Source organism: Sorangium sp. So ce321, assembly GCF_051530195.1.
Lineage (GTDB): Bacteria > Myxococcota_A > Polyangia > Polyangiales > Polyangiaceae > Sorangium.
Window position 1 is genome coordinate 10,898,190 of record NZ_CP150329.1, and the last position, 25,678, is coordinate 10,923,867.

Consider the following 25,678-nt stretch of genomic DNA (forward strand, 5'->3'; position numbering starts at 1 on the left):
ATACGACCGTGCCGCCGTTGCCCGGCGAAACGGGCGCTCCCGGCGGCGCACGTTGGAGGAGCGAGAAGCGATGGTCGATGTTCGCATGCCACAGCTCGGCGAGAGCGTGCTCGAGGGGACCGTCTCGAGGTGGCTCGTGCGCGAGGGCGATTTCGTCAAGCGCGAGCAGCCGCTGCTCGAGGTTGCGACCGACAAGGCAGACACGGAGATCCCGGCGCCGGTCGCGGGCCGCGTTGCGCGGATCGCGGTGTCCGAGGGCACCGTCGTCGCCAAGGAAGGTCTGCTCTGCCAGATCGACGAGACCGCTCAGGCGGAGTCTCAGGCGACGGCCCAGGGCGCGGCGCCCGCGCCGGCGCCCGCCGAAGCGCGGCCCTCCGCGCCGGCGTCGGGCAGCAACGGGCACGACGAGGGCGCCCGCCCGCTGACGAGCCCCTCGACGAAGAAGCTCGCGCGCGAGTCGGGCGTCGACCTGCGCGAGGTGCAGGGGACAGGCGATCACGGCCGCATCACCCGCGACGACGTGATGCGCGCGGCGCACGGCTCGACGGCCGAGCCGGGGCCGGCGCCACAGGCGAGCGCGCCGCCCCAGGCGGCGAGCCAGGCGGCCGAGCTGTCGCAGCTCATCCAGGCGAGCGGCGGGTTCGTGCCGCCGGTGCCCGGCGTCGGGTTCGGCGCCTACAAGGTGCCGCCCTACACCCCGAAGCCCGGCGACAAGGTGGTGCCGTTCAGCCGGCGCCGCCGCATCACCGCGGACCACATGGTCTACTCCAAGGTGACCTCGCCGCACGTGGTGACGGTGGCCGAGGTCGACCTGCACGAGACGTCGAAGCTGCGCGACGCGCACAAGGACGCGTTCAAGAAGGCGGGTGTGTCGCTGACGTTCCTGTCCTTCATCTGCGCCGCGGCCGTCCGGGCGCTGGGCGAGCACCCGGAGTTCAACGCGCGGGTGCTCGAGAACTCGTACGTGGTGCTGCGCGACGTCAACCTCGGCGTGGCGGTGGACACGCCCGGCGGCCTCATCGTCCCGAGCATCAAGCAGGCGGACGGGCTGTCGCTCCGCGGCATCGCGAAGAGCATCGACGAGCTGGCGGGGCGCGCGCGGTCGGGCAAGATCACGGCGGACGACCTCGCGAACACGACGTTCACGGTCTCGAACCCCGGCCTCAAGGGGAACCTGTTCGGCGGCGCGATCATCTCACAGCCGAACGTCGGCATCCTCAGGATGGGTGAGATCAAGAAGCGCGTCGTGGTGGTCACGAAGGACAAGGAGGACTCGATCGCGATCCATCCGGTCATGTTCCTCGCGCTGTCCTACGACCACCGCATCATCGACGGGGTGTTGGCGAACTCGTTCCTCTGGCGCGTCACCGACATCCTCACACGCGGAGAGTTCGAAGTATGAGCGTGAAGAGCGACGTGCAGGGCCTGAGACCGCTGAGCGAGGTCGATCCGGAGATCGCCGAGCTGATCCGGCTGGAAGAGCGGCGGGAGGCGGACACGCTCCGGCTCATCGCCAGCGAGAACTACGTGTCTCGGGCGGTGCTCGAGGCGACCGGCTCGGTGCTCACGAACAAGTACTCCGAGGGCTACCCGCACAAGCGGTATTACGAGGGCCAGCAGCAGATCGACGTGGTCGAGGAGCTCGCGCGCACGCGGGTGGCCAAGCTGTTCGGGGCCGACCACGTGAACGTGCAGCCCTACTCGGGGAGCCCGGCCAACCTGGCCGTCTACCTCGCCTTCGCGCAGGCGAACGACACGATCATGGGCCTCGGCCTGCCCGCGGGCGGGCACCTGACCCACGGCTGGTCGGTGAGCATCACCGGGAAGTACTTCAAGAGCGTCCCGTACGGGGTGCGCGAGAGCGATCACCGCATCGACATGGACCAGGTCCGCGACCTGGCGCGCACGCACCGGCCGAAGCTCATCTGGTGCGGGACGACGGCGTACCCGCGCACCATCGACTTCGCGGCGTTCCGGTCGATCGCCGACGAGGTGGGGGCGATCCTGGCGGCGGACATCGCGCACATCGCGGGGCTCGTGGCCGGCGGGGCGCACCCGTCGCCGGTGGGCATCGCCGACGTGGTGACGTCGACGACGCACAAGACGTTCCGGGGCCCGCGCGGCGCGATGATCCTGAGCAAGAAGGAGCACGCGAGCGCGATCGACAAGGCGGTGTTCCCTGGCCTCCAGGGCGGGCCGCACAACCACACGACGGCGGCCATCGCGGTCGCGGCGAAGGAGGCCTCGGAGCCCGGGTTCCGGGGCTACGCGAAGCAGATCGTCGAGAACGCGCAGGCGCTCGGGCGCGCGCTGGAGTCGCGCGGCTTCCGGCTCATCACCGGCGGGACCGACAACCACCTGCTGCTGATCGACATGACCCCGAAGGGGATCGCCGGCAAGCCGTACGCGCAGGCGCTCGACCGCGCGGGCATCGTCGCCAACTACAACTCGATTCCGTTCGATCCGCGCAAGCCGTTCGACCCCTCGGGGCTCCGCATCGGCACGCCGGCCGTGACGTCGCGCGGCATGGGCGTCGCCGAGATGGAGCGCCTCGCGGGGTGGATGGATGACGTCGCGCAGAACATCAACGACGAGGCGCGTATCGCGCGCGTCGCCGCCGAGGTCGCAGAGCTCTGCCGCGGCTTCCCGGCCCCGGGCATCCGCGTCTAGCGCGTTGCGCGGCCGGGTCTGGCCAGCGCGATCCGGATCAAGAGACTACAAACCGCCAGGGACGCCACGAGGGCCAGGAGCACCAAGAAAGACTCTTGGTTCCCTTGGCGCCTTGGTGGGTTGTGTTCTTCTTCGTCTGGGACCGCTCTCGTTTCGCAGCGGTTCGGCGGAGCACGCGGCCGAGGGCGCCGAGGAGAGAGAGCTCCCGGCGTCCTCGGCGTGCTGGCGGCGTCACTTCACGTAAAGCTGCGCGGCGGCGATGCCCGAGCCGGCGGTGGCCTTCACGATGTACTTGGCGTTGATGCCGACGGGCAACGACCAGCGGAAGCAATTGCCCCGGCCGCCGAGCGCGGCGTTCGAGCCCGTCAAGGTGTCCTGCGCCAGCACCGACGAGCCCATCGGGATCGGGGTCAGCGCGACCAGGCTGATGTCGAGCTCGGTGATCCCCGCGCCGACGCCGAGGACCGTGTAGCACTTGCCGGGCATCAGCTGGATCTGCTGCTCGAGCGTCTGCCCGGCGCTGAACTGACCCGCGATCGGCCCCCCCTCCTTCGTCATGCCCTGCGCCTCGGTCGCGGCGAGGTTGTTGAGCGGGATGGTCGCGGCAGAAGCGACGTTCGGGTCGATCGCTGACGCGCTGCCGGAGCTCGTCCCACCGCCGCTCGGGGCCGGCTGCTGGCCGCCGGTGGTCGTCTGGCCAGGAAGCGGGAACGGCCACGGGAAGCCGCCGGGCGCCGTGGCAGGCTGCTGCGGAGCCGGCTGCTGCGTCGTCGGCGCGGGCTGCGTCGGCGCGGGCTGGTAGCCCGGCTGCTGCGGCTGCTGGTACCCGGGCGGCGGGTACTGCGGCTGCTGGTAGCCCGGCTGCTGGTAGCCGGGCTGCTGGTAGCCCGGCTGCTGGTAGCCGGGCTGCTGGTAGCCCGGCTGCTGGTAGTAGCCGGGCGGGGGCTGGTTCGCGTAGTTCGGCGGCGTGGAAGCCTCTCGCTGTTGACAACCAGCAGCGAGGGCTGCGGTGAGGACCATGGCTGACAGGACGCCAATCGTACGGAGCAAAAGAACCTCCTCGAATTTCCGGCGGAACGCCGCGTTCAATCTCACTGACGGGCTCGCGACGCAACGGGTCCCTCGCGGGAGCTCCCCGGAGCGACCTGCCCCGGAGCCGGACGAACCGAGCTCCGAGGGCCGTCCGCCGGATGTCGTTTTGGACGGGTCACGCCCCCGCTTTCATCGCACCCGCCCGACGGATTGATGCTGCTCCTGCCACGATTTCCCGGGTTTTGACGGTCAGGCTCGGCTGGCCGACGGGGAAAAGTGAGGTAGCCTACGGCATGACCGACCACGGCTCCCGTGCGAAGTTCGATCATCCCGGAGAGTTTGCGCGGTGGTTCCTGGAACGAGAGATGCTGGCGAGCGCCGGCATGGGGCTCGCGACCGACAGGGCGCGGCTGCACCTCGGGCGCGCCGTCGCCTTCCTGGAGCAGGGGATGCTGCGCGAGTCGCTGACGGAGGCGAACTCGGCCGCGTACCTCGACCGTGCGATCCGGCCCGAGGCGCTGCTGATCGCGCGCATGTGCGTCCTGCGCGAGCTCGTGGGCGGGGCCAGCGGCTGAGCGACCCCGCGGCGGAGCGGCGCCCGGCACCGCGGCGGAGCGGTACGACCGTGGCGACGCCCGCGCTGGCCCGCCCGCGCAAAGCGCCTCGCGCATAGCTCCCGGCCTCCGTCGGGTGTATGAGCGCCCGCGAGCACAGCTTTCCGAACGAGGAGCCGCGGCGTGCGGCAGGGCTGTGCGCGAGGAGGCCGCAGATGACGGTGACGGGTAGGTCGTTGGGTTCAGTGGTGCTCTTGGCTCTCTCGGCGGCAGCGCTGGGCTGCGGCGGCGGCAGCAAGGAGTCGGAGTTCGCGGACGATGCCCCGGACGCAGGGACGCTGCCGCCCCCGCAGCCGACAGCGTCCGTCCCGGCCCCGGACGCCGGCCTGCCCCCGGTGGCGGTGCCCACGACGTCCCCCTGCGATGGAGTCCAGTCGCTCGCGATGACCACCATGTTCCAGGGCCGCGCCTCGGCCGAGGCGCCGAGGATGCAGGCGGAAGGGGCGCCGGTGTGCAACGTGGTGCCCGAGGGGCAGACGGCCTCGGGGCAGACCTTCATGCTCCAGCCGGGCAATTGCTACACGTTCCTGGCGCAAGCGCTCCCCACGGTCACCGAGGTCGACCTGCAGCTGGAGATCGACCTCAACGCGGGAGGGCAGCCGGGGCTCGCCGCGTTCAACCTGAAACCGGTGCTCGCTGTCGACTCGGATACCGGGCCGACTGCGGCCATCGGAGCCAAGCAGAGCTGCTACCAGTGGCCTTTCCCGCTCCCGGCGACGGCCAAGCTCGTTGTCAAGGCGCGCACCGGGTCGGGGCCGGTGGCGGCGCAGGCCTACAGCCGCAAGAAGTGACGCGGTAGCGCGGGAGGCGGGCGCACCGACTGGCGGCAGGCGAGGTATTCCGAGCTGCCCGGCCCGCCGGAGAGGGGGCTCGGCGGGCCTGACGTCTCCGGTGGGGGTCTACCGCCTCTGGGGGGGTCTACCGCCTCTGGGGGGATCTACCGCCTCTGGGGGGGTCTACCGCCTCTGGGTCGACCGTCCGTCGCGGGGACCTGCCGGGTCGAGCGGGCCAGGAGGCCAGCGAGGACGCGCGGCGGAGAGCGACGGCCCCCGGCGCTCGCACCGGAGCAGGGGGCATGGAGCAAGAACGGCCACGTCGCCGTGGCCGCCCTGCGCTCCGATGAGAGATCCTTGAGCCTAGAGGAGCGCGTCCTTGATGGCCTTGATCGGCCGAGCGCGGACCGACTTGCTCGCCGGCTTCGCGGCGAAGGTCATCGGCTGCTTGGTAAACGGGTTGATCCCCTGGCGCGCCTTCGTTGCAGGGCGCTTGACCACCCGGAACTTCGCGAAGCCGGGGAGCGTGAACGCGCCCGACTTCTTCAGCTCACGATGACCGATCGTGATGAGGGACTCGAGAACGTTCTTCACCTGCTTGCGGCTCAGCTCATCACCGGCAGCTTCGGTGATGGCCTGGATCAGGCCGCTCTTGCTCAACGTCTTCTTCGCGCCGCCCCCGGCCGTCTTCTTGGTTGCCATGGCACTCTCCTGGGACATGAGCTCGCGCGCGACACCTCGCCGCGCACAGCCTTAGCGAACCTTACACACGACACAGGACAAAAAAAGACAAAAATGCGGGGAGAAATCGCTATTTCTGAGAACGGGCATCGCGCGGACCCCTGAAAGGCCGCTCGGAGCGGTGCGCCAGAGGGGGAACGAGCCGCTCGGAGGACCGCCGGAACGGCGCGTCGATGGGGCAGAGAGGCGCCAAGAACACGCGGAAAAGCGGCTGGAATCGCGCGGTTCCGCGCGTCGGCGCGCCGCCTGGGGCGGCCGCGAGGGGCGTCGCCGCGACCCGGGCATACCTGAGGAGAGGCGCGGGAGGGGGGTTTAGCCGGCGCGCAGCTCGTCGAGGAGCGCCCGGGCCGCCTCGAGGGAGGCGTCCTCGGAGACGGACTTGTCGAGCATCAGGCGCGCTTTGCGGCGGTCGCCGGCGGCGAGCGCCATCGCCCCGAGGTGGTAATAGGCGAGCGCCCGCGCGGCCAGGGTGGTGCCGCCCTCGGCGGGCTCGGGGGCAATCTTCATCAGGGTGACCGCGCGGTAAGCCCGCGCGGCGATGTCCTGCTCCCCCAGCCCGAGCGCGGCCTCGCCAAGCTCCATGGCGAGCTCGCCGTTCTGAGGGTCGTTCTCGAGCGCCCTCGAGAGCGCAGTGAGCGACTCGCGCGCATTCCCCTCGGCTTCCTCGATCCGCGCGAGGCGGTGGTAGACGGCGCCGAGGAGCCGCGAGCGACGACCCTTGTTGGCGGCGATGAGCTCCGCAGTGACAGCGCGCGCCTCCTTGGGGCTGCCCGCGGCCGTCAGCGCGTCAACGAGCAGGAGCGCGACCTCGTGATCCTGCGGGCGGAGGGAGCGCGCCTCCCGGAGCACCGGGGCCGCCTGCGCCGCGTCGCCTACATCGAGGAGCAGACGGCCGGCCGAGACGAGGAGCGCGAAGCGACCGGCCACGTCGGACGCGGCCGCGGCGTCCTCGAGCGTGATGGCGGCGAGCTCGCGGCTCGCGCCGATCTCGGCGTAGAGCGCGCGCAGGCGGTCGCGGATCGCGGCGTTGCCCGGCGCGGCGCGGAGCGCGCGCTCGAGGCCGCCGCGGGCGTCGCCCAGGTGACCCGCGCGCGAGCAGGCGCCGGCCAGGCGGAGCGCGGTGGCGACGAGGGCGTCGCCCTCCTCGAGGGCGATGAGCCTGCGGTAGACCGCGCTCGCGGCGTCCCACCGCTCGGCGGACTCCTCGAGGCCGGCGAGCGCCTTGAGCGCGGCGCGATCCTTGGAGTCGGCGTGGAGCAGGTCGCCGAGGTGGGCGCGCGCGCGCTCGAGATCGCCCGAGCGCGCGAGGATCTCGGCGAGGCGCAGCCGGAGCGCGTGCGGCGAGACGGGCCCGGCCCCATCAACCGCGGCCTCGGCGGACGCGGCCTCGACCTCCGCGGGCCGCGCCGACGCCGCGGACGCCGGGGACGCCGCGGACGCCCGCTCAAGCGCCTGCTCGAGCCCGGCGACGAGCTCACGCGCGTACTCGGCGCCGCCGAGCGCGTAGGCGCGCTCGAGATCGGCGAGCGCGCGATCGCCCTGCCCGAGCGCCCCGTGGACCTCGGCCCGCGCGCGGTAGAGCCACGGGTCGTCCGGGCTCGCCTCGAGCGTCGCCGTGAGCGCGCGGGCCGCGCGGGCGTGCTCGCCCACCGCGCTGCACGCGTCGATCAGCGCGAGCAGGACGTCGCGGTCGCCGGGCGCGATGCGGAGGGCGCGCTCGAGGAGCTCGGCCGCGGCCGCGGCGTCGCCCGCGCGGTCGCGGAGGATCTCGGCGGCCCGGCAGAGCGACTCGACGCGCTCCTCCTCGCCGCCGGCCACCTGCGCCGTGAGCACGTGCAGCTCGGCGAGCGCGTGCCAGGCCTCGCGGGCCGCGTAGCGCGACGCGAGCTCCTCGCGGAGCCGATCGCTCGTGGGGCAGACGGCGTAGCCGGCCCTGAGGGCGGCCTCGACGGCGGCGTCGTCGCCGCGCGCTGCGTGCAGCTCGGAGAGCTCCAGGGCGAGCTGCGCCGCCTCGCCGCCCTGCTCGACGCGCAGGAGCTTCTCGAGCGCGTCGATGAGGTCGTCCGCGTTGTCGCGCTTGCGGCCGAGGCGCACGAGGGCGCGCAGGACGTCGCGGTTCGAGGCGTCCCAGTCCACGGCCCCGAGATAGACGTCGCGCGCGCCGCGGTCGTCGCCCCGCTGCTCCAGGAGCGCGCCGAGGCGCATCGAGATCGACGCGATCGAGGCGATGTCGCCGCGATCCTTCGCGGCGTCGAGCTGGAGCGCGAAGAGCTCGCCGAGCTCCTCGGTGCGGCCGGCCTCCTCGAGCATCGTGGCGAGGAGGATGGCGGCCTCCACCTGCGCCGGATCCTCGTCGAGGATGTCGCGGAGCAGGAGCGCCGCCTGCGCCGGCGACTCCTGCGCGAGGAGGCGCGCGCGCTCGAGGCGCAGCGCGCAGCGCTCGGACATGTCGTCGACGAGGGGGACCGTCTCCTCGAGCAGCGCGGAGAGGCGCGCGGCGTCGCCGCTCCGCCGGTACACGCCGGCGAGGGGCATCCAGATCTCGCGCTCGGCGGGCTCGCGGGCGCGGAGCTCCTCGTAGAGCCGCGCGGCGCGCTGGACGTCGTCGAGCGGACCGGCGGCGAGGGCCGCGGCGTGCAGGAGCAGCGCGCGCTCTTCCTCGGGCGCCGAGGCGCGCGCGGCGCGCTCCGACAGCCACGCGGCCGCCGCGAGGTCGCCGGCCTCCTCGCGGAGCTCGGCGAGCGCGACGATCGCCCACGCGGCGCCGGGCGGGTCGGACGAGGGCGGCGCGGCCGAGCCGACGATGCGCTGCAGGATCGTCTCCGCCTGGTCCCGGTCGCCGAGCGCGCGGGCCGTGCGGACCGCCTCCTCGAGCACCCCGGGGCCCTCGACCTCCGCGAGGAGCAAGAGCGCGTCCACGAGGGCGCGCGGGCGGCCGCTCTGCCGGGCGAGGCGCTCGAAGAGGCGGATCGCGCGCGGGTTCCTCGCGTCGGTGCGGAGCGCGTCGCGCAAGATCGCCTCGGCCCGGTCCGGATCGGCGTGGAGCTCGAGCGCCTCTTCGACGAGCGAGATCGCCTGGTCGACCTCCGCCGCATCGGCCGCGAGCAGCGTGGCCAGGCGGTAGCGCGGATCGGCGCGCTCGACGCGGGCCGCGGCGTCGTCGGCGCGCGTGGCGTCGGCGAGGGCGACGCGCTTGCGGAGGACGTCGGCCTGCGCCGGGCGGTCGCCGAGGCGCTCGTAGAGGACCTCCAGCGAGCGCCACAGCTGCTCGACGTCGGCGCCCGCGTCGCGCCCCGCCGAGGGCGCGCCGGCAGCGATCCTCGCCTCGGCGCGGCGGTAGACGGCCGCGGCGCGCTCGTGGTCGCCCGGCTCGAGCTCGAGGGCGCGGCCGAAGCGGAGCAGGAGCGCTACCTCGTACGGCTCGCCGGCCGCCCGGCCGACGAGCCGCTCGAGGAGCTCGAGGTACCGGGGCGTCTGGCTGAGGCGGCGCGCGAGATCGAGGGCGGCGTCGTGGGCAGGGCCCGCGCCCGGGGTGAGGTCGAGGGCGCGCAGGCGCGCCGTCAGCGCGGGCTCGGGGCGGTCGAGCGGCCCTTCGTAGAGCGACGCGAGCTCGCCGAGCGCCGCGGCGGCGTCCTCGGCGGGCTCGAGCGCGGGGCCGGCGAGCCTCGCCTCGAGCGCGCGGGCGAGCAGGTCGTGGCGCCCACGGGCGCGCAGCGCGGCGAGGAGCTTCTCGTGCTCGGCCTCGCTCTCGCGCGCCGCCTCGAACGCAGACTCGACGTACTCGGCCTCGCGGTCGGGCGCCTCCTGCAGCCGCGCGATCTCGCCGAGCGCGAGGAGGACCTCGGCCCGGCTGAACGAGACCGCCGCCGGGCGGCCCACGCTGGAGCGCGTCGGCGGCATGGTGCTGCGACGGCCGCCGCCGAGCCCCTCGCCCTCGTGGGGCCGGCGCGCGACCAGCAGCAGCGCGCGGTAAGCGCGGTGCGCGCGCTCGAGCTGGCCGTCCTCGAGCGCGAGGCCGGCGAGGCCGTGGAGCGCGTCGGGGTGAGCGGGATCGATGCGCAGCGCGAGGTCGAACTCCGCCATCGCGCGGGCGCGATCGCCCGTGGCGAGGGCGACGCGGGCGAGCTCGTGGTGGACGAGCGCGCGCTCCTTGGGGCGGCGGCTGCCGAAGTCGGCGATGATCCCGCGCAGGGACGCGGTCGCGTCGTCGGTCCTGCCCGCGGCGGAGAGGGCGCGGCTCCGCGCGAGGCGCAGCGAGAGGTCGTCCGGGGCGAGGAGGATGGCCTCGTCGAACAGCGGGACCGCGGCGGCGGGCGAGCCGCCGCGCGCGAGGTAGAGGTCCGCGGCCTCGCGGAGGAGCGAGAGCCGCGCCGGCGCGTCGTCCGCGCGCGCGGCGTCGCCCGCGATGAGCTCGGCCAGCGCGCCCCACGCGCCCGACGCGCGGTAGAGGTACGCGAGCCGCTCGCGGAGCGGCGCGGGCTGCGCGGCGCGGGGCAGCGCCCGCTCGAGGGCGGCGCGGGCGCGGTCAGGCTCGCCGGCGGCGAGGTACGCGTCGGCGAGGCGGAGCGCGGCCTGGTGCAGCTCGTCGGCCGGCGCGCCGGCGCAGAGCCGCTCGAGCGCCTCGGCGGCCGCCGCGTGCTCGCCGCGGCGCGCGAGCAGCCGGGCGAGGGCGTCGAGCGCCTCGGCGGAGCCGATCTCCGCGGCGCGGCGGTAGCTCGCGATCGCGCGCTCGGGCTCGTTGAGCTCGTGCTCGGCGAGCGAAGCCGCCTCGAGCCAGAGCTCGGCGGCCGCCAGGCCGCCGCCGGACGCCTCGCGCGCGGTCGCCTGCTCCTCGCGCAGCAGCATGAGCTCGCGGTGCAGGCCGCCCGCCTCGAGCAGCGCGGCGAGCCTGTCGATCGACGGGCCGTGGCCGGGGCTCTCCGCGAGGTTCTGGCGGAGCAGCGCGATCGCCTCGGTCGTGCGCGGGGTCTCCGAGAGGAGGTCGGCGGCGTCGTACCGGAGCGCGACGCGGCGCTCGACGTCGCCCGAGACCTCGATCTGCCGCTCGCGCAGGCGCACGAGCTCGTCGCGCCGAGAGGCCCTCCGGAGCAGCGCCGCGAGGCTCTCGCCGACCGGCTCGTCCGCCGGATCCTCGTCGAAGAGCCCGCTGTAGAGGGCGATCGCCTCCTCGGGCTCCGCCGCCTCGGCCGCGACGCGGAGGAGCCGGCGCTGCTCGCTCGACGCGAGCGGGAGCGCGGCGCCGCGGCGGCAGAGCGCGACGATCTGCGGCCTCTGGCCCGCGTCCGCGAGCATGCCGATGAGCGCGTCGATCGCCCACAGGGCGGCGCGCGCGGGGGGCCACGCGCCGGGGCTCGAGGGCTCTGCGCCGTCGTCGCCGAGGCGCCGCACGGCGATCTCGAGGAGCTCCGCGGCGATCTCGCGGGCCCGGGCCGCGTCGCCCGCGACGTCGCGCGCCGTCTCGACGGCCTCGCGGTAGAGGGCGAGGTCGTGCCCGGTCGCCGCCGCGAGCCGGAGCAGGGTCGGGACGAGCGAGGGCCCGCGCCGGTGCCGCAGGAGCTCCGCGAGGTCGAGCAGGATCGCGCTGTTCGCGGGGTCGTGGAGGAGCGCCTGCTCGAAGGCGCGCTCGGCGGCTTCCTGGTCGGCGCGCGCGTCGCGGTGCCAGCGGCCGACGCGGAAGGTGAGGTCGCGGAGCGTGGCGGCGGGGACGTCGCCGCGGCGCTCGAGCTCGGGGAGCGCGTCGGCGATCGTGTGCCAGCGGGCGGCGAGATCGGTGAGCCGCAGCAGGCCCTCGGGCGGCTCGGCGCCGGGCGAGAGGAGGAACGCGCGGAAGGCGAGCTCGAAGGCGCCCTCCCGGTCGCCGCCGCGCTCCTCGAGCAGCGCGGCGGAGGCCTTCAGGATGGCGACGCGCTCGGCGTCCGCCTCGGCCGCGGCGAGCCGCGGCTCGAGCAGCGCGACCTGGCCGCGCCAGTCGTCGGCGGCGGCGCAGATCTCGAGCAGCGCGCCCACGGCGGCGACCAGCGCGCCGCGGTGCTCCGCCGACGCCGGATCGACGCGGCGGAGCAGCTCCTCGAGGCCCGCGCGCGCGGAGGAAGCGGTCCCCTCGCCGCGTTCGTCGCCGTCGCCGAGCGCGGCGAGGGCCGCCCGCTCCGCCTCGTGCGCGCCGCGGTAGCCCTGGACGGCGCGCTCCCACGCGAGCGTGCGATCGCGGTGCGTGTCGCCGAGGCGACGGAAGAGCTCCGCGCTGCGCGCCGCCGCCGCCGCGCCCGGGAGCGCGCCAGCCGCAGCGGCCTCCGCCTCGAGCAGCGCGACGAGGTCGTCCCAGCGCTCGGTGCGCGTGTAGAGCGCGGCCAGCGCGTCGCCGCTCTCGGGGTCGGGCGAGAGCTCCTCGCGGACGCGGCGCCAGGTGGCGATGGCCTGCTCGACGTCGCCGAGCTCGCGCTCGAACAGGCGCGCCACGCGCGCGAGATCGCGCCGGGCGCCCGCGCCGCCGCGCACGGCCGCGCGGCGCTCCAGCACGGCCGTGAGCTCCCGGTAGCGCCCGCCCTCCTCGAGGATGGCCGCGAGCCCGTCGAGCGCCTCGAGGTCCTGCCGGTCGTCGGCGAGGCGCGCGGAGTACGCCGCGATCGCCCGCGCCTCGTCGTGGAGCCGCGCCGACGCGAGCCGCGCGAGCTCGCCGAGGGCCGCGCGCCGCGCCGCCGGGTCCTCCTCGAGCGCGGCGAGCATGTCGAGCACGTCGCACCGCTCGGCGACGCGGTCTCCCTCGGCGAAGAGCCGGTCGAGCGCGCGGGCCGCGCCCCGCGCGGCCGCGGCGTCGCCGTGGCGCTCGGCGAGCGAGAAGAGCCGGCGGAAGAGCGCGATCGCCCCCTCGGGGTCGCCGAGCCGGTCGCGGCGGAGGAGCGCGGCGTCGCGCACGAGCGCGAGCGCCTGCTGCGCGTCGGCGGCGCGCGGCTCGGCCGCGGCGAGGACCTCGGCCAGGCGGTCGTGCCGGCCGAGGCGCTCGGCGAGCTCGGCGAGCTCGACGCGATCGCTGGGCTCCGACGGCCTGATCTCGACGAGCTCCGCGAGCCGCGCGAACGCGCCCGGCTCGTCGCCGAGGGCGTCGCGGCGGAGCCGCACGATCTCGCGCAGCAGCGCCGGGCGGTCGTCGACGTCGGCGCCCTCGAGCTGGATCTCGAGCACGCGCACGAGGTCCTCCGGCCGCTCCACCTCGCGGTAGTGCCTCGCGAGCAGGACGGCCGATCGCTGCCGCGCCGCGCGCGACGTCGCGCGAGCGCCGGCCTCGCCGGCGGGCGCCTGCGCGGGCGGGATCGCCGCGAGGACCCGCTCGAGCAGCGCGAAGGCGGCGCTGGACCTCGGGTGCGCGTCGAGCAGCTGCTCGATCACCGGGAGCGCCGACGGGGCTTCGCCCACCCCCTCGATCCAGAGCAGCGCGATCCGCTCGCGCAGCCGCTCCGCGGCGTCGCCGGCGAGCCTCGGCAGCTCGACCGTCAGCAGATCGATGAGCGGGCGGTGCCTGCCGTGGCGCTCGTAGAGCCGCTCGAGCGCGGCGCGGGTGCGCGCGTCGTCCTGGAGCGGCAGGAGCTGCTCGAGGTAGCGCATCGTGCGCTCGCCGTCGCCGGCGAGGTCGCGCGCGACGGCCGCGGCGTCCTCGAGCAGGAAGATGCGCTCGTCGGTCGCCGAGGTGCGCTCGAGCATCGCGTCGTAGAGCGCAAAGAGGTCCTCCCAGCGCTCGGCCGCGTTGTAGGCGAGCTTCAGCCGCTCGAAGCCCCAGAGCGAGCCCGGCACGAGCTCCACCAGCCGGCGGAGGAGCGCGAGGGCGGCCTCCGGCGCGTCGAACCACTCCTCGTGGTGCTCGACGCCGCGACGGCCGATCTCCTCGATGACGTCGGGCGCGAGCGCCGCGCCCGCGTCGTCGAGCGCCGCGGCGTACGCGGCGGCGACGCGCTCGGGCTGCTTCGCCCGGCGCCCGAGGTCATCGAGCCGATCCCAGAGGGCGAGCTCGCCCGGCAGCTCGGAGACGGCGCGCAGCGCGACCTCGAGGCCGCGCTCGGCGTCGTGCTCGTGGTGCTCGAGCAGGCGCTCGAACCAGCCGCGGCGGACGGCGGCGCCCTGCGCGGACGCGAGGCCGCCCAGCGCGCCGCCGGCGGCGCCAGGCGCCGCGTCGGCGCGCGGGCGCGGCGCGGGCGAGCTCGCGAGGAGCGTCTCGAGCAGGGCCGCGCGCGCGCTGGAATCGTCGAGCGCGTCGCACGCCCGCTCGAGCAGCAGCGCGGCGCGCGCCTGCGTCTCGGGACGCCGGAGCGCGCGCTCGGCGACCTCGAGCACCGCGGGCTCGATCGTGCCGGCCTCGATCGCCGGCGCGATCGCGTCGAGCGCGTCGGCCGGCCGATCCAGCCGGTCGAGCAGGAGCGTCGCGAGCTCGACGTCGAGCGCCACGCGCGCGCTGCCCTCGCTGCGGTCGCGGCGCATCGCGAGCACCTCGGCCGCGCCCTCGTGATCGCCGAGGTCGGAGAGGAGGCGCGCCCGCGCCGCGAGCGCGTCGTCGTTCTCGGGATCCGCCTCGATCAGCCGGCCGTAGAGCGCCGCGGCCGCCGCGCGGTCGCCGATCTCCTCCTCCCAGGCGGCCCACGCGGCGAGCGCCCGGAGGCGCTCGCCCTCGCCCGTGCGGTCCGTCAAGAGAGTGAAGAGCCAGCGCCGGTCCACGCGGCGCGCCAGCGTGTCCGGGCTCTGCGCGAGGAACGCGCGGAACGCCTCCAGCGCGGCAGGGTCGAGCGCGCCCGGCGCGGCGTCGCCGCCCGCCGGCGGCGCGAGCAGGCGCCGGTAGACGGACGCGGCGTCGTCCTGCCGGTCGGGATCCGCGGCGAGCACGCGCGCGAGCGCGGCGTCGATCGCGCGGCCCCGCGCCGCCGACTTGCCGGCGGGCGCGCTCCCCTCCCCCTCGGCCGACAGGCGGTCGCGCAGCTTGAGCGCGGCGTCGACGAAGCGGGACGTCGCGCGCGCGCGGATCGCGGCGTCCTCGAGGGCCGCGAGCGCGGAGAGCGCCTCATCGCCGGTCGGCGCCGTGTCGAGCAGGACCTCGCCGACGGCGGCGAGCCGATCCCAGGCGCCCTGCCCGCGGTAGAGCGACGCGAGGCGGCCGGCGGCGTCGCGGTGCTGCGGCGAGACGGAGAGCACGCGCTCGTAGAGCTTCTGCGCCCGCTCCGGATCCGCGAGCGGCCCCTCGGCGAGCGCGGCGGCGCGCAGCCATGCCGCCACCGCGGCCTCGAGGTCGCCCGGCGCCGGGGTGACGCGCGCCGCGGGGGCGCCCGCGTCTCCCGCGGGGCCGGCGGCGTTCGCAGCGCCCGCGGCGTCCGCAGTGCCCGCGGCGTCCGCAGCGCCCGCAACGCCCGCAGCGTCCGCGGCGCCGATCCCGAACGCCGCCAGGTCGCCGAGCCGCTCCAGCCAGAGCGCCTCGTCCTGCGGATCGCCCGAGGCGGCGACGCGCCGCTCGAGCACGTCGCGGAGCAGCTGCGCCTCGCCGGCGGAGAGCGCGAGCGCCTCCATCGCGGAGAGCGCCGCGTCGGAGAGCGCCGCGCCGCCCGAGAGGATCTCGCGGTAGTGCGCGACCGCGCCCGGGATCTTCCCGCCCCGGGCCGCCGCCTCGGCCATGCGCAGCTCGTGCGCCACGCGCTCCTCGGGCGCGACGCCCGGGAGCCGCTCGGCGAGCGCGCCGTAGAGCGCGTCCCACGCGCCGCCCGCCGCGTACGTCTCGAGCAGCGCCTCGTACGCCGCGTCGTCGCCCGGGTCGTCCTCGATGGCCGCGCGGTACGTCGCCGCCGCCCCGGAGAGGTCGCCGAGATCGCGGCGCTGGATCGTGCCGATCGCGTGCAGCAGCTCGCGCCGCCGCGCCGGCGGGCACGGCTGCGCGAGGGCCTCGCGGTAGAGCGCGAGCCGCTCCTCGGGGCTGCCCTGCTCGCGCAGGAGCGCGTCCACCCGCGCGATGAGCTCGGGGGACGAGGGCTCGAAGGCGAGCGCCCGCCGGTAGAGGACGAGCGCGTGCGTGACGTCGCCGCTCGCGAGCAGCGCCTCGCCCGCCCGCCGCGCGAGGTGCGACAGCGCCGGGCCGTCCACCGCGCGGTCGCCGAGCGCCCCGGCGAGCGCCGGCGCCCGGCGCGCTGACTCGCTGCCGTGCTCGGTCAGCCGCTCGACCTCGGCGACCCACCGGGCGAGCCGCTCCGGCGCGGACGCCGTCGCGAGCGTCAGCGCGCGCGCCGCCAGGTCGAGCGCCCGCTTCGGATCCCTGAGCTCGCGCTCGGCGATGCCCACCGCCTCCTCGAGCGCCGCGAGCCTGCCCGAGACGTCGGCCGGCGCCGGCGCGGCCGCGCCGGGGGTCCACACGACGGGCGCGATCTCCGCCCGGGTCTCGAGCACGCGCACGAGCAGCGGGGCGGCCCCCTCCTTGCGAGCGATCGGCTCCAGCACCGCGCAGGCCGCGAGCCGCTGGTCGTCGGTCAGGTGGAGGTGGGCGCTCTGCCGCGACGGGGACGACTCCACCCCGCTGCCGCCGGCGCCGCTGCCCGGGGGCGGCCCGAGCATCTTCTCGAGCGCGAGCCGGCTCGGCCGGTCGGTCGGATCCAGCGCGAGCGCGCCGCGGTACGCGGCGATCGCGCCGGCCGGATCGTCGAGCCGCGCCATGCGGATCGCGCCGATCCGGGCGAGCACCGAGGCGCGCTCCTGGCCGGTCGCGAGCTCGGCCTCGGCCTCGAGGAGCGACTCGAGCTCGGCCCAGCGCCGCTCCTGCTCGAGCAGCGGGATGAGCCGCGCGTGCGCCTCGCGCGACGGCCCGAACGCCGCGAGGTAGCGGCGCCAGGCGGCGACGGCGGCCGGCAGGTCCGCGAGGCGGGTGCGCAGCTCGGCGGCGCGGAAGGCGAGCTCCCGCGCCGCGCGGCGGTCCGGCTCGGCCTCGGCGCGCCGCTCGAGGACCCACGCGAGGCCGTCGTGCGCGGCGGTGGCCTCGTACAGCCGCTCGAGCGCGGCGAGCGCGCGCGGCTCGCGCGAGGAGCCCGCCTCCGCGAGCCTGCGGTAGGCGGCGATCGCGCCCGCCGTGTCGCCGAGCTCCTCCTCGTAGAGGCGCGCGAGCCGCTCCGCCGCGGCCTCGCGCGCCTCGGCGTCCGTCTCGGCCTCGACGAGCCGCTCGAGCGCGCCGGCGAGCCCGCGCGCGTCGCGCTCCCGCTCGCAGAGCTTCGCCAGCCCGCGCGCCGCGCGCCGCACGGCCGCGCCGTCGGGCTCGCCGTCGAGCGCCTGCAGGAACGCCGCGCGCGCCCGCTTCCCGTCGCCGAGGCCCTCGTACAGCTCGCCGAGCTCGGCGGCGATGCGCGCCCGGAGCGGCTTGTCCTTGGCGCCCGAGGACGCGCGCACGAGCACGCGCGCCGCGTCCACGCGGCGGTCGAGCGCCGGCGCGAGCGCGAGGAAGCGCTCGCGCACGGCCTCGTCGGACGGATCGACCGCCAGGATCTGCTCCGACAGCGCGAACGCCGCGGCGAGGTCGCCGAGCTTCTGGAAGAGCAGCTCGACGAGCCGCTTCTGCACCTCGACGCGGCGCGGCCCGCGCAGGTTCTCGATCTGCAGCGTCATCATGCGCGCCGCGTCCTGGGCCTTGCCCAGCCGCGCGTAGGCCGACTCGAGCGCCGCGGCGGCGCGCACGAGGGCGGTCTTGCGCCCGAGCAGCGCCTCGCCGGCGCGGAAGGCGGCCTCGTGGGTCGGGTCGTGCGCGAGCACCTCCTCGACGTGCGGCAGCGCCCGCTCGATCTCCTTGAGCGGCCCGCTGTAGAGGTCGACGAGCCGCGCGCGGATCTCGAGCGCGTCGGGCGGCGGCGGCTCCGCGGTGAGCGCCTGCTCGAGCAGGCGCGCGACGTCCTGCAGGCGCCCGGCGCGGGCGTAACGGGCCTCGAGCGCCCAGCGCGCCGAGGCGTCGGCGGGGTCGATCCGGAGGATCTGCTGGAGCAGCTTGATCGCGCGCTCCTCTTCTTTCCCGCTGGCCTCGATGAGCTCGAAGGCGCGGCGGAGCAGGGAGAGCTGCTCGGCGCGGTCGGCGCGGTGGTTCGCGGCGAGGGCGTAGAGATCCGCGAGCTTCGGCGGCTCGTTCGCCTCCACGAGGATGCGCTCGAGCCGGAAGAAGGCCTCCTGGTGCGACGGCAGGACGGAGAGCGCCCGCTCGAGGTAGGGGCGCGCGCCGCCGGGGTCGCCGAAGGAGTCGGCGAGGAACTCGGCGGCGTGGACGAGGAACTCGGCCTGGGCGGCCTGCGGGAGCATCCCGAACCGCCGCTCGCCGGCGAAGCGCTCGTAGGCGAACGCGAGCTCGGAGAACCGGTCGTTGCGCGCGGTGACCTCGTGGAGCTTCGCCCACAGCTCGGGGTGCGGGCTCCCCTTCGCCGCGGCGGCCACGAGCACGTCGAGCGCGGCCGCTTCGTTGTCGATCCCCTGCTCGAGCGCGGCTTCGAGGTTCTCGATACGAAACGAGACGCGCGCGCTCTTCGAGTCCTGCTGCATGTTGGATCCGAACCTCGGCTGGCGATGGGGCGAGAGGCCGGCGTGCCGGCGCTGCCGTCGAACCTGCGCCCGCAGTGCGCTGCGGAGCGCCGCCCAAGGTAACAGGAGCGTTTCCCAAATGGGCTCGTGGATCGGCGGCTTGGACGCTGCCGGGGCAGGCTCCGCCGCCGGGGGCGGCGGTGTGCGGCGCGCTAGAGCGCGGCGAAAGCGGCAAAGAGCGGCCGGGGCGGAGGACCAGGGGCCGCCGCGGGGGCCCTTCGCGCCTGCCTCGGTCGCGCGCGCCGCGGGCCAGGTCCCTGCCGAGGCGGCATCGAACGACCGGCGAGCAGGCGCGCGCGCTGGGGTCGTGCGTTGTCTCCTCCGGGGCGCCCGGGTAGGCGCGCCGCCGCCGTCTCGCTACTCCGGCGCCAGGACGGCCCGAGCGAGGGGCGATGGCGGCTCGGGAGCTGCTCGATCGCGCGCGTCGCGCCTCGTCGCGTAGAATTGCCTATCAAGCGATATCGCCCGTCCCACTCCTTCGTTCGCAATGCCCGAGCCTGCTTCGACACGGCCAGCGATTCCCATCATGAGCTCACCGACTCGATGGCAGCGCACCGGGCACCTTGACGAGGCCCCGGCTGGGTACCAGGGAGCTCTTCTGGAGCCCGGCCACGGCGGCGGGCTCATCGCCGGCGACCCGGCGCCGGCTCCTGCGAGGCGCGGCTGTCCCTGACATCTCGCAGATCTTCCGCGAGGCGCAGCGCCTTCGAAGAAACCGGCGCGGTACCCCTTGCGCACCACGCCATGCCGGAGTACCCTGGCTGCCTCACGACGTCACTGGCTCTCGACACGATGCTTTTTCTCCCTCTACACGAGGGAGGCGTTGCTCGCGCGGATGACTGGACGACGCACCGTGTGCCTGCGCGGGATTCGCCGCGCGGCACGTCACCGTTCGATCTGCGACGGCTTCATCGAATGGCGGGCGAACAGCGCTCTCGAGCGCATCTGCAGGCCGTGAAAGCAATGTGTCATGGGTAATCGTCTTTACGTCGGCAATCTCTCTTACAACACCACGCGCGAGTCCCTCGAGAGCGCGTTCGCCGGCAGCGGCGAGGTCCGCGAGATCTCGATGCCGACCGATCGTGAGACCGGCCAGCCGCGCGGGTTCGCGTTCGTCACGATGGGCTCGGCCCAGGATGCGAACAGCGCGATCTCGCAGCTCAACGGCCTGATGCTCGATGGGCGCGCGCTCAAGGTCAACGAGGCGCAGGAGCGCCCGGCCGGCGGCGGCGGCGGCGGCGGCGGTGGACGCGGCGGCTTCGGCGGCGGCGGCGGTGGCGGCGGGCGCGGTCGTTACTGATCGCGCTGCTCGCTCAGTCGACATAGGGCGGCGGACCCCCGAGGTCCGCCGCTTTTTTTTGCCGCCCCGCGAGCCTGCGCGCGAGCCAGTCGAGCTCGGGCGGGCGGCCGAGCGCGCGGTAGAGAGCGCAGCGCTCTCCGCGTGCTCGCCTCGTCGAACGTGCCAGAGAAACCAGGCTGCTCGTGTAAAGTGGGGGCACACGCTCCGGCACGGCCATGACCACCTGTCAGCCTGTCCGGGCGTGCGCCCACAAATCCCACCGAGAAGCCTATTTCGGGACGCCCGCTCGAGGGTGTCCTGGAGCTGGAGTCATCATGCAACGACAGACCGCATTGAAACGCCAGAAAGAGCGCGCCCGTATCGAGAAGCAGCGCGAGAAGACGGCGAACCGCCACGAGCGCCGCAATGACAAGGGGTCGAGCGGCGCCCAGGCGCCGGGGGAAGATCCGGATATCGCCGGCATCGTCCCTGGACCGCAGCCGCCCGCCGTCGATTGAGCCCGGCCACCGCGCCGCGCGGCTCCGCGCGGCGCGGATCGCGAGCCGATGCCTGCCGGGGCAGACCTCCCTGACGCTCGCGCCCGGCTCCTCGCTTCAGCACAGGCGCTGGCTCCCCCTCTCTCCGCGGCGCGCGGAGCGAGCAGCAGATTCGACGACAGCCTCTCACCTCCGTGACCAGGTGAGTCCGGGGTCCTCTCCCCGGGCCGCTGCGGATCGCGGTCCGCGAGCTGTGATAGTGCTCGTCTTCCCGGGGGGAGAAGGAAAGCACCATGTCGGAGTCGAAGCTCGCCGCGCCGCAGATGGTCATCGATAGCCGGATGCTCTACTCGAGCTGGGTCCCAGCCGATCCGGACGCCGCCGCCGCGCTCCTGCCGAACGGGCTCAGGCCCGCCGAGAACAGGGCCATTTACATGAACCAGTACGTGGTCGACAGGCCGGAGCAGACCTCCGGCTTCGGAGCTTACTCGCTCACGTACCTGGGGCTGGATCTCGCGGGTCACACGACGCCTGACGGCGCGGGCCCGGCCCGCTTCTTCACGCACTACTTCAACTCCTCCGACACGGTGCGCCGGTACGTGTCCGAGCGCGGCGTGCCGGCGTCGCCCGGGGCGACGACGCTCGAGCTGCACGGCAAGGAGCTCGTGGCCACGACCTCGGTGGACGGCGTGCCCATCATCCGGACCAGGGCGCACGTCGGCAACAAGATCGGCGTCGTCGCGCGCGGACACCTCACCTACGTGACGAGGCTCGGGGATCGGCTCGTCGCCGGCAACTACCCCTATATCGCGGACATGGCCGACCCCTACGAGCTCATTTCCGTCGAGTTCCTCGCGAAGGATCACCCGGTGTACGCGCTGCGGCCCGGGAGCCCGCTCCAGGTGGTGAAGAGCGCCTCGTGGTACTCGCCCCGCGACTCCTTCGTGTATCCGGGCGGAGAGCGGGACCTCGTCTGACGACCACCGGCCCCGGCCCGGCCGGGGCCCGCGCGCCGCGGCGACGCGCGGCGCCGTCGCTCTCGTCCCGGCGGTACCGGCTGTCGCTCACGCCAGCATGACGATCGGCCGCGTCCGGTAGAGCGGGTCAGGCGAAGAAGACCGCCAGGACGCCGAGGACGCCAGGAGAACCCGGAAAGCGCGGCTGCCTGCCGCCGCTTTCGTCCCTGGCGGTTCCTCGTCGTGTCGTCCGAGCACAAGAGCGCCGTCCCGGGTGAGAGCGCGGCCTCGCGCCAGGGCGAGCAGCCCTGTGCCCATCCTGCCCGCGCCGGCCGCCGCGCGCGAGAGGACAGATCGGCAGGGTGGAGCTCACGAGAACTCGTCATAGCGCCCGTGAAGGAAGGCGGGAAGGTTGGAAGACCGATGAGCTATCACGCCTCTCCCGCCGCGCCGCGCCGGGCGCGCGCGGTCCCATCGTGCACAACGAGGCCCACGGTACGTCGGTTGCTCCGAGCCATCCGGCGGCCGGAGACGGCCGCTCTTACAAGGGAGAGAACGAATGAACCGACTGACTCGATTCGGGGCACTCTCGGCCTTCCTGTCGCTCGTCCTCTGGGGCGGCAAGGACGTGGCGGCCGCTCCGATACCTGCCGATGTGAGCAGCAAGCAGCTCAAGGACCTGACGACCGCGGACGTCGAGTCCACGTGCCAATCGCTCGCGCCGAGCCTCTCGCTCTCCAAGGAGGACACCTGTGAGTTCGCCGGCATCCTGTGGTCCACCGTCGGACAGGAGTGCAACACGGTGAAGGAGAAATGCATGGCCGAGGCCGACCCGCCAGCGACCCAGCCCGACGACGCCGCTGCGGCGCCGGCGAGCTGTCTGCCTCCCGCCGAGGCGCGCACGGGCTGCACCGCGACCGTGGCCGAGTACGAGGCCTGCCTGCTCGCCCACGTCACGAGGCTCCGGGCGCTCACGTGCGCTTCGACCGCGAGCACGATCGAGTCGCCGGTCCAGGAGTGCGCCCTGATCACGCAGAAGTGCCCTGATCTGGCCGGCGGCGACGACGACGACGGCCAGGGCGCCGACCAGCCCTGACGGCGACGCGCGGCGCGCCTCGCTGGCAGGCCGTCGCCCGCGCCGGGCGCCGGCCGGCGAGGCGCACCGCGCGCAGGATCACCGCGCGACCGGCTGGACGGCGAGGACCGGCGCGCGCTCGAAAGCGGGCGTGAAATAAAAAAGGCGCGCGTCATGGCTCGCGCAACATGCGCGAAAGCTTCGCGCAACAGGCGACCAGGCACTCTCCGCGTTGCTCCCGAGGCAACCGGGGAAAGGGTCGCACGATGACGTGGCTTGTTCGGCTGGTCGGGCTCGTGACGCTGCTGCTGCTTGGCGCCTCGTGCGGAAAGGGCCCGGGGCCCGCGGAGGGCTCGAGCGACGGCGGCGCCGCCCGGGCCGGGACGCCCGCGCTCCCCCGGCACGAGCCCGCCGGGGCCGCGCTGCGAATCGCCTACAGCGACTGGCCGGGGTGGGTCGCCTGGGACATCGCCATCCAGAAAGGCTGGTTCACGGAAGCCGGCGTGGAGGTCGATTTCACCTGGTTCGAGTACGTGCCCTCGATGGAGGCCTACTCGGCCGGCAAGGTGGACGCGGTGTGCGTCACGAACGGCGACGCGCTCGTCACCGGCAACGGCGGCGCGCCGAGCGTGGCGATCGTCGTCAACGATTACAGCAACGGCAACGACATGGTGGTCGCGCGGCCCGGCATCACCCGCGTGGCCGAGCTCAAGGGGAAGAAGGTCGGGGTCGAGGTCGGCTTCGTCAGCCACCTCCTGCTCCTGAACGCGCTCAGGTCTGCGGGCCTCGGCGAGGAGGACATCCAGATCGTCAATGTGCCGACGGACCAGACGCCGCAGACGCTGAGATCGGGCACCGTCGACGCCATCGTCGCCTGGCAGCCGAACAGCGGGCAGGCGCTGCGCGAGCTCCCGGGCTCGACCGCGATCTTCACGAGCGCGGACGTGCCGGGGCTCATCTACGACGTCCTCGCGGTGAGCCCGAAGAGCCTCGCCGAGCGCCGCGCCGACTGGGGCAAGGTCGTGCGGGTGTGGGACCGCGTCGCCCGGTTCATCAAGGACGAGAAGAACCTCGACGAGGCCGTGCGCATCATGAGCGCGCGCGTCGGGCTCACCCCGGAGCGGTACCGGCCGCTCTTGAAGGGCACGTTCTTCCTCGATCTCGCGGGCGGCATGAAGCACCTGGAGAAGGGTGACGGCCTCGCCTCGCTCCACGGGTCGAGCAGGATCGTCGACGAGTTCAACGTCAAGAACAGCGTCTACAAGGCGCCGCTGAAGGTCGAGGACTACATCGATCCGAGCCTCACCGCGGAGGCCCTCAGGGCAGGTGAGGCGCCGTGAGCGCCGGAGATCCCCTCCCCGCGTCGGCGGCGCCGGCCGGCGGCGCGCGCCGCGCGGCGCCGCGCGGCCTGCTCGCGGTGCAGGCGCCGCTCCGGGGAGGAGCGGGCCTGAAGCTCGCCGCGCTCGCCTTTCTCCTGCCGCTCGCCGCGTGGTGCGTCATCAGCTATGTGCCATTCGTCTGGCACCCGCTGGTGCGCGTGATCGATCCGGGCGACACGGCCGTTCCCGGCGTCTATGCCTACGTCGCGGAGGGCCAGCTCGTCGAGCGCGAGGTGTTCGAGCGGCGCAACCTCGAGCTCTCGCAGGCGGGGAAGCGGCTGGCCCGCGGGGAGCGCGCGAACCCGATCTTCCTCCCGGCGCCGCACGAGGTCGGCCGCGCCCTCTACACCGCCTTCACCACGCCTCCGCAGCGCACGGGGGACCACTGGCTCCACGAGAGCCTGCTCCAGAGCTGCAAGGTCATCTTCTGGGGCTTCTTCTACGCCGCGCTGCTCGGCGTGCCGCTCGGCGTCCTCTGCGGGGCGTTCGCGCTCTTCTCGCGGCTCGTCGAGCCGTTCGTCGACTTCATCCGCTACATGCCGGCGCCCGTGTTCGGCGCGCTCGCCGTCGCCGTGCTGGGGCTCGGCGACGCGCCGAAGATCGCCATCATCTTCATCGGCGTCTTCTTCCAGATGGTCCTCGTCGTTGCCAACACGGTGCGCTCGGTCGATCCGGCCTTGCTCCACGCCGCGCAGACGCTCGGCGCGCGGCCCCGCCAGCTCGTCGCCCATGTCGTGATCCCGGCGGCGCTGCCGGCGCTGTTCCGCGACCTGCGCCTCCTCATCGGCTGCGCCTGGACGTACCTCGTCGTCGCCGAGCTGATCGGCGAGAAATCGGGGTTGAGCGCGTTTCTCTATCAGCAGCAGCGTTACCGGAACTTCGCCAACGTGGTCGCCGGGATCGTGATGATCGGCCTCATCGGCCTCGCGACCGATCAGCTCCTCGCGTTCGTCGGGCGGTATCTGTTCCCGTGGGAGACGGGCAACACCGCGCTCGCGCGCTGGGCGCGCGGCCTTCGCCGGCGGCTCCGGGCGCCCGAGCGCCGCGCCGCCCGGCCGGGCGTCGAGGCGCCCGCGCTCGCCCCGCGGCTCCAGGGAGACCCGCGATGACGGCGGACGACCGGATCGAGCTCCCCAGCTACAGGCACCACGCGGCGGAGGTCGCCGCGCGCCTCGCCGAGCTCCGCGCGCGCCCGGCGGTGCTGCGCCTCGAGCGGCTCTCTCGGCGCTTCGAGGGCGATCGAGGCCGCGTCACGGCGCTCGACGGGGTGAGCTTCGAGGTGCGCCGGCGGGAGCTCATCAGCGTGATCGGGCCGTCCGGGTGCGGGAAGTCGACGCTGATCCGCCTCGTGGCCGGCCTCGACGCGCCGAGCGCGGGGGACGTGCTGATCGACGGGAGCCCGGTCACGGGGCCGGGCGCCGATCGGGGCATGGTGTTCCAGAGCTACACGCTCTTCCCCTGGCTCACGGTGAGGAAGAACGTGATGTTCGGGCTCAAGATGAAGGGCGTGGCGGGTGGCGAGGCAGAGCGGCTCGCGCTCGAGTGGCTCGACGTCGTGGGCCTCGCGGACTTCGCCGATCACTACCCTGCCCAGCTCTCGGGCGGGATGAAGCAGCGCGCGGCGATCGCCCGCGCGCTCGCGAACGAGCCGCGCATCCTGCTCATGGACGAGCCGTTCGGCGCGCTCGACGCGCAGACGCGGGCGAGCATGCAGGCGCACCTGCTCCGCATCTGGGAGCGGGTCGACGTGACGGTGCTCTTCATCACGCACGACCTCGACGAGGCGATCTACCTGTCGGATCGCATCGTCGTCCTCGGGGCGAACCCCGGGCGCGTGCTCGAGATCATCGAGGTGCCGGTGGCGCGCCCGCGCGGCCCGGAGCAGCTGCTCTCGCGGCACTTCCTGGCGACGAAGAGGCGGCTGGAGGAGCTGATTCACCAGCGGGGCGCGCCGGCGGGTCGTGGGCCGGGCGATCCGCCCTCGGCCGCGGCGTGGTGACGCGGGCCGGGCGAGGCGCCGTCGGCCGCGGCATGGCGACGCGGGCCGGGCGAGGGCGCCCGACCCGGCGTGCGTGACCCCGCGCCTCGCGGGGCCAGC

The 25,678-nt window shown here is 74.7% G+C and carries 14 protein-coding genes; 11 read left to right on the top strand and 3 right to left on the bottom strand.

Translation table 11 applies throughout. The features are described from left to right. Positions 1-70 precede the first annotated feature (70 nt). Positions 71-1,402, top strand: a complete 1,332-nt coding sequence (locus WME89_RS40310; RefSeq protein WP_438004898.1) for a dihydrolipoamide acetyltransferase family protein — start codon at positions 71-73, stop codon at positions 1,400-1,402. Beyond that, positions 1,399-2,670: a serine hydroxymethyltransferase gene (glyA, locus tag WME89_RS40315; protein WP_438004899.1), complete on the top strand. Its 1,272-nt coding sequence runs from the start codon at positions 1,399-1,401 to the stop codon at positions 2,668-2,670. Before WME89_RS40310 ends, glyA begins: the two co-directional genes overlap by 4 nt. Positions 2,671-2,901: 231 nt before the next feature. Here the strand turns inward: glyA and WME89_RS40320 are convergent, their stop codons facing one another. Then, entirely contained in the window at positions 2,902-3,720 is an 819-nt protein-coding gene (locus tag WME89_RS40320) for a hypothetical protein (RefSeq protein ID WP_438004900.1), read from the bottom strand. A 275-nt stretch (positions 3,721-3,995) separates the two neighbouring features. Here WME89_RS40320 and WME89_RS40325 point away from each other — a divergent pair, with 275 nt between their 5' ends. Both WME89_RS40325 and WME89_RS40330 read left to right on the top strand, forming a co-directional pair. After that, complete coding sequence (locus WME89_RS40325) at positions 3,996-4,277, top strand: hypothetical protein (protein WP_438004901.1); 282 nt, start codon at positions 3,996-3,998, stop codon at positions 4,275-4,277. 224 nt (positions 4,278-4,501) lie between these two features. Then, a complete protein-coding gene (locus tag WME89_RS40330) occupies positions 4,502-5,107 on the top strand; it encodes a hypothetical protein (protein ID WP_438004902.1) in 606 nt (201 codons plus the stop codon). 345 nt (positions 5,108-5,452) lie between these two features. Here the strand turns inward: WME89_RS40330 and WME89_RS40335 are convergent, their stop codons facing one another. Both WME89_RS40335 and WME89_RS40340 read right to left on the bottom strand, forming a co-directional pair. Continuing rightward, positions 5,453-5,791, bottom strand: a complete 339-nt coding sequence (locus WME89_RS40335) for an HU family DNA-binding protein (RefSeq protein ID WP_436621327.1) — start codon at positions 5,789-5,791, stop codon at positions 5,453-5,455. 351 nt (positions 5,792-6,142) lie between these two features. Beyond that, on the bottom strand, positions 6,143-18,355 hold the full coding sequence (locus WME89_RS40340) for a tetratricopeptide repeat protein (protein WP_438004903.1): 12,213 nt from the start codon (positions 18,353-18,355) through the stop codon (positions 6,143-6,145). 1,009 nt (positions 18,356-19,364) lie between these two features. On the opposite strand from WME89_RS40340, the gene WME89_RS40345 reads away from it, so the two are divergent. The 7 genes from WME89_RS40345 (at position 19,365) to WME89_RS40375 (ending at position 25,579) form a co-directional block, all read left to right on the top strand. Beyond that, on the top strand, positions 19,365-19,694 hold the full coding sequence (locus WME89_RS40345) for an RNA recognition motif domain-containing protein (RefSeq protein ID WP_437620125.1): 330 nt from the start codon (positions 19,365-19,367) through the stop codon (positions 19,692-19,694). Between the two features lie 314 nt (positions 19,695-20,008). Next, complete coding sequence (locus tag WME89_RS40350; protein WP_437501928.1) at positions 20,009-20,191, top strand: hypothetical protein; 183 nt, start codon at positions 20,009-20,011, stop codon at positions 20,189-20,191. A gap of 272 nt (positions 20,192-20,463) precedes the next feature. Further along, a complete protein-coding gene (locus WME89_RS40355; protein WP_438004904.1) occupies positions 20,464-21,147 on the top strand; it encodes a hypothetical protein in 684 nt (227 codons plus the stop codon). 538 nt (positions 21,148-21,685) lie between these two features. Beyond that, a complete protein-coding gene (locus tag WME89_RS40360) occupies positions 21,686-22,222 on the top strand; it encodes a hypothetical protein (RefSeq protein ID WP_438004905.1) in 537 nt (178 codons plus the stop codon). Between the two features lie 245 nt (positions 22,223-22,467). Further along, positions 22,468-23,541: an ABC transporter substrate-binding protein gene (locus tag WME89_RS40365; protein ID WP_438004906.1), complete on the top strand. Its 1,074-nt coding sequence runs from the start codon at positions 22,468-22,470 to the stop codon at positions 23,539-23,541. Continuing rightward, a complete protein-coding gene (locus tag WME89_RS40370) occupies positions 23,538-24,689 on the top strand; it encodes an ABC transporter permease subunit (RefSeq protein ID WP_438004907.1) in 1,152 nt (383 codons plus the stop codon). Before WME89_RS40365 ends, WME89_RS40370 begins: the two co-directional genes overlap by 4 nt. Further along, on the top strand, positions 24,686-25,579 hold the full coding sequence (locus tag WME89_RS40375) for an ABC transporter ATP-binding protein (protein ID WP_438004908.1): 894 nt from the start codon (positions 24,686-24,688) through the stop codon (positions 25,577-25,579). The genes WME89_RS40370 and WME89_RS40375 overlap by 4 nt, the downstream gene beginning before the upstream one ends. Positions 25,580-25,678: the final 99 nt, after the last annotated feature.

Bases quoted from the DNA above. Each gene is read 5' to 3' on its own strand.
- WME89_RS40355 (WP_438004904.1), top strand. From the start codon at position 20,464: ATGTCGGAGTCGAAGCTCGCCGCGCCGCAGATGGTCATCGATAGCCGG.
- WME89_RS40325 (WP_438004901.1), top strand. From the start codon at position 3,996: ATGACCGACCACGGCTCCCGTGCGAAGTTCGATCATCCCGGAGAGTTT.
- WME89_RS40345 (WP_437620125.1), top strand. From the start codon at position 19,365: ATGGGTAATCGTCTTTACGTCGGCAATCTCTCTTACAACACCACGCGC.
- WME89_RS40350 (WP_437501928.1), top strand. From the start codon at position 20,009: ATGCAACGACAGACCGCATTGAAACGCCAGAAAGAGCGCGCCCGTATC.
- WME89_RS40375 (WP_438004908.1), top strand. From the start codon at position 24,686: ATGACGGCGGACGACCGGATCGAGCTCCCCAGCTACAGGCACCACGCG.
- WME89_RS40310 (WP_438004898.1), top strand. From the start codon at position 71: ATGGTCGATGTTCGCATGCCACAGCTCGGCGAGAGCGTGCTCGAGGGG.
- WME89_RS40335 (WP_436621327.1), bottom strand. From the start codon at position 5,791: ATGGCAACCAAGAAGACGGCCGGGGGCGGCGCGAAGAAGACGTTGAGC.
- WME89_RS40340 (WP_438004903.1), bottom strand. From the start codon at position 18,355: ATGCAGCAGGACTCGAAGAGCGCGCGCGTCTCGTTTCGTATCGAGAAC.
- glyA (WP_438004899.1), top strand. From the start codon at position 1,399: ATGAGCGTGAAGAGCGACGTGCAGGGCCTGAGACCGCTGAGCGAGGTC.
- WME89_RS40365 (WP_438004906.1), top strand. From the start codon at position 22,468: ATGACGTGGCTTGTTCGGCTGGTCGGGCTCGTGACGCTGCTGCTGCTT.
- WME89_RS40360 (WP_438004905.1), top strand. From the start codon at position 21,686: ATGAACCGACTGACTCGATTCGGGGCACTCTCGGCCTTCCTGTCGCTC.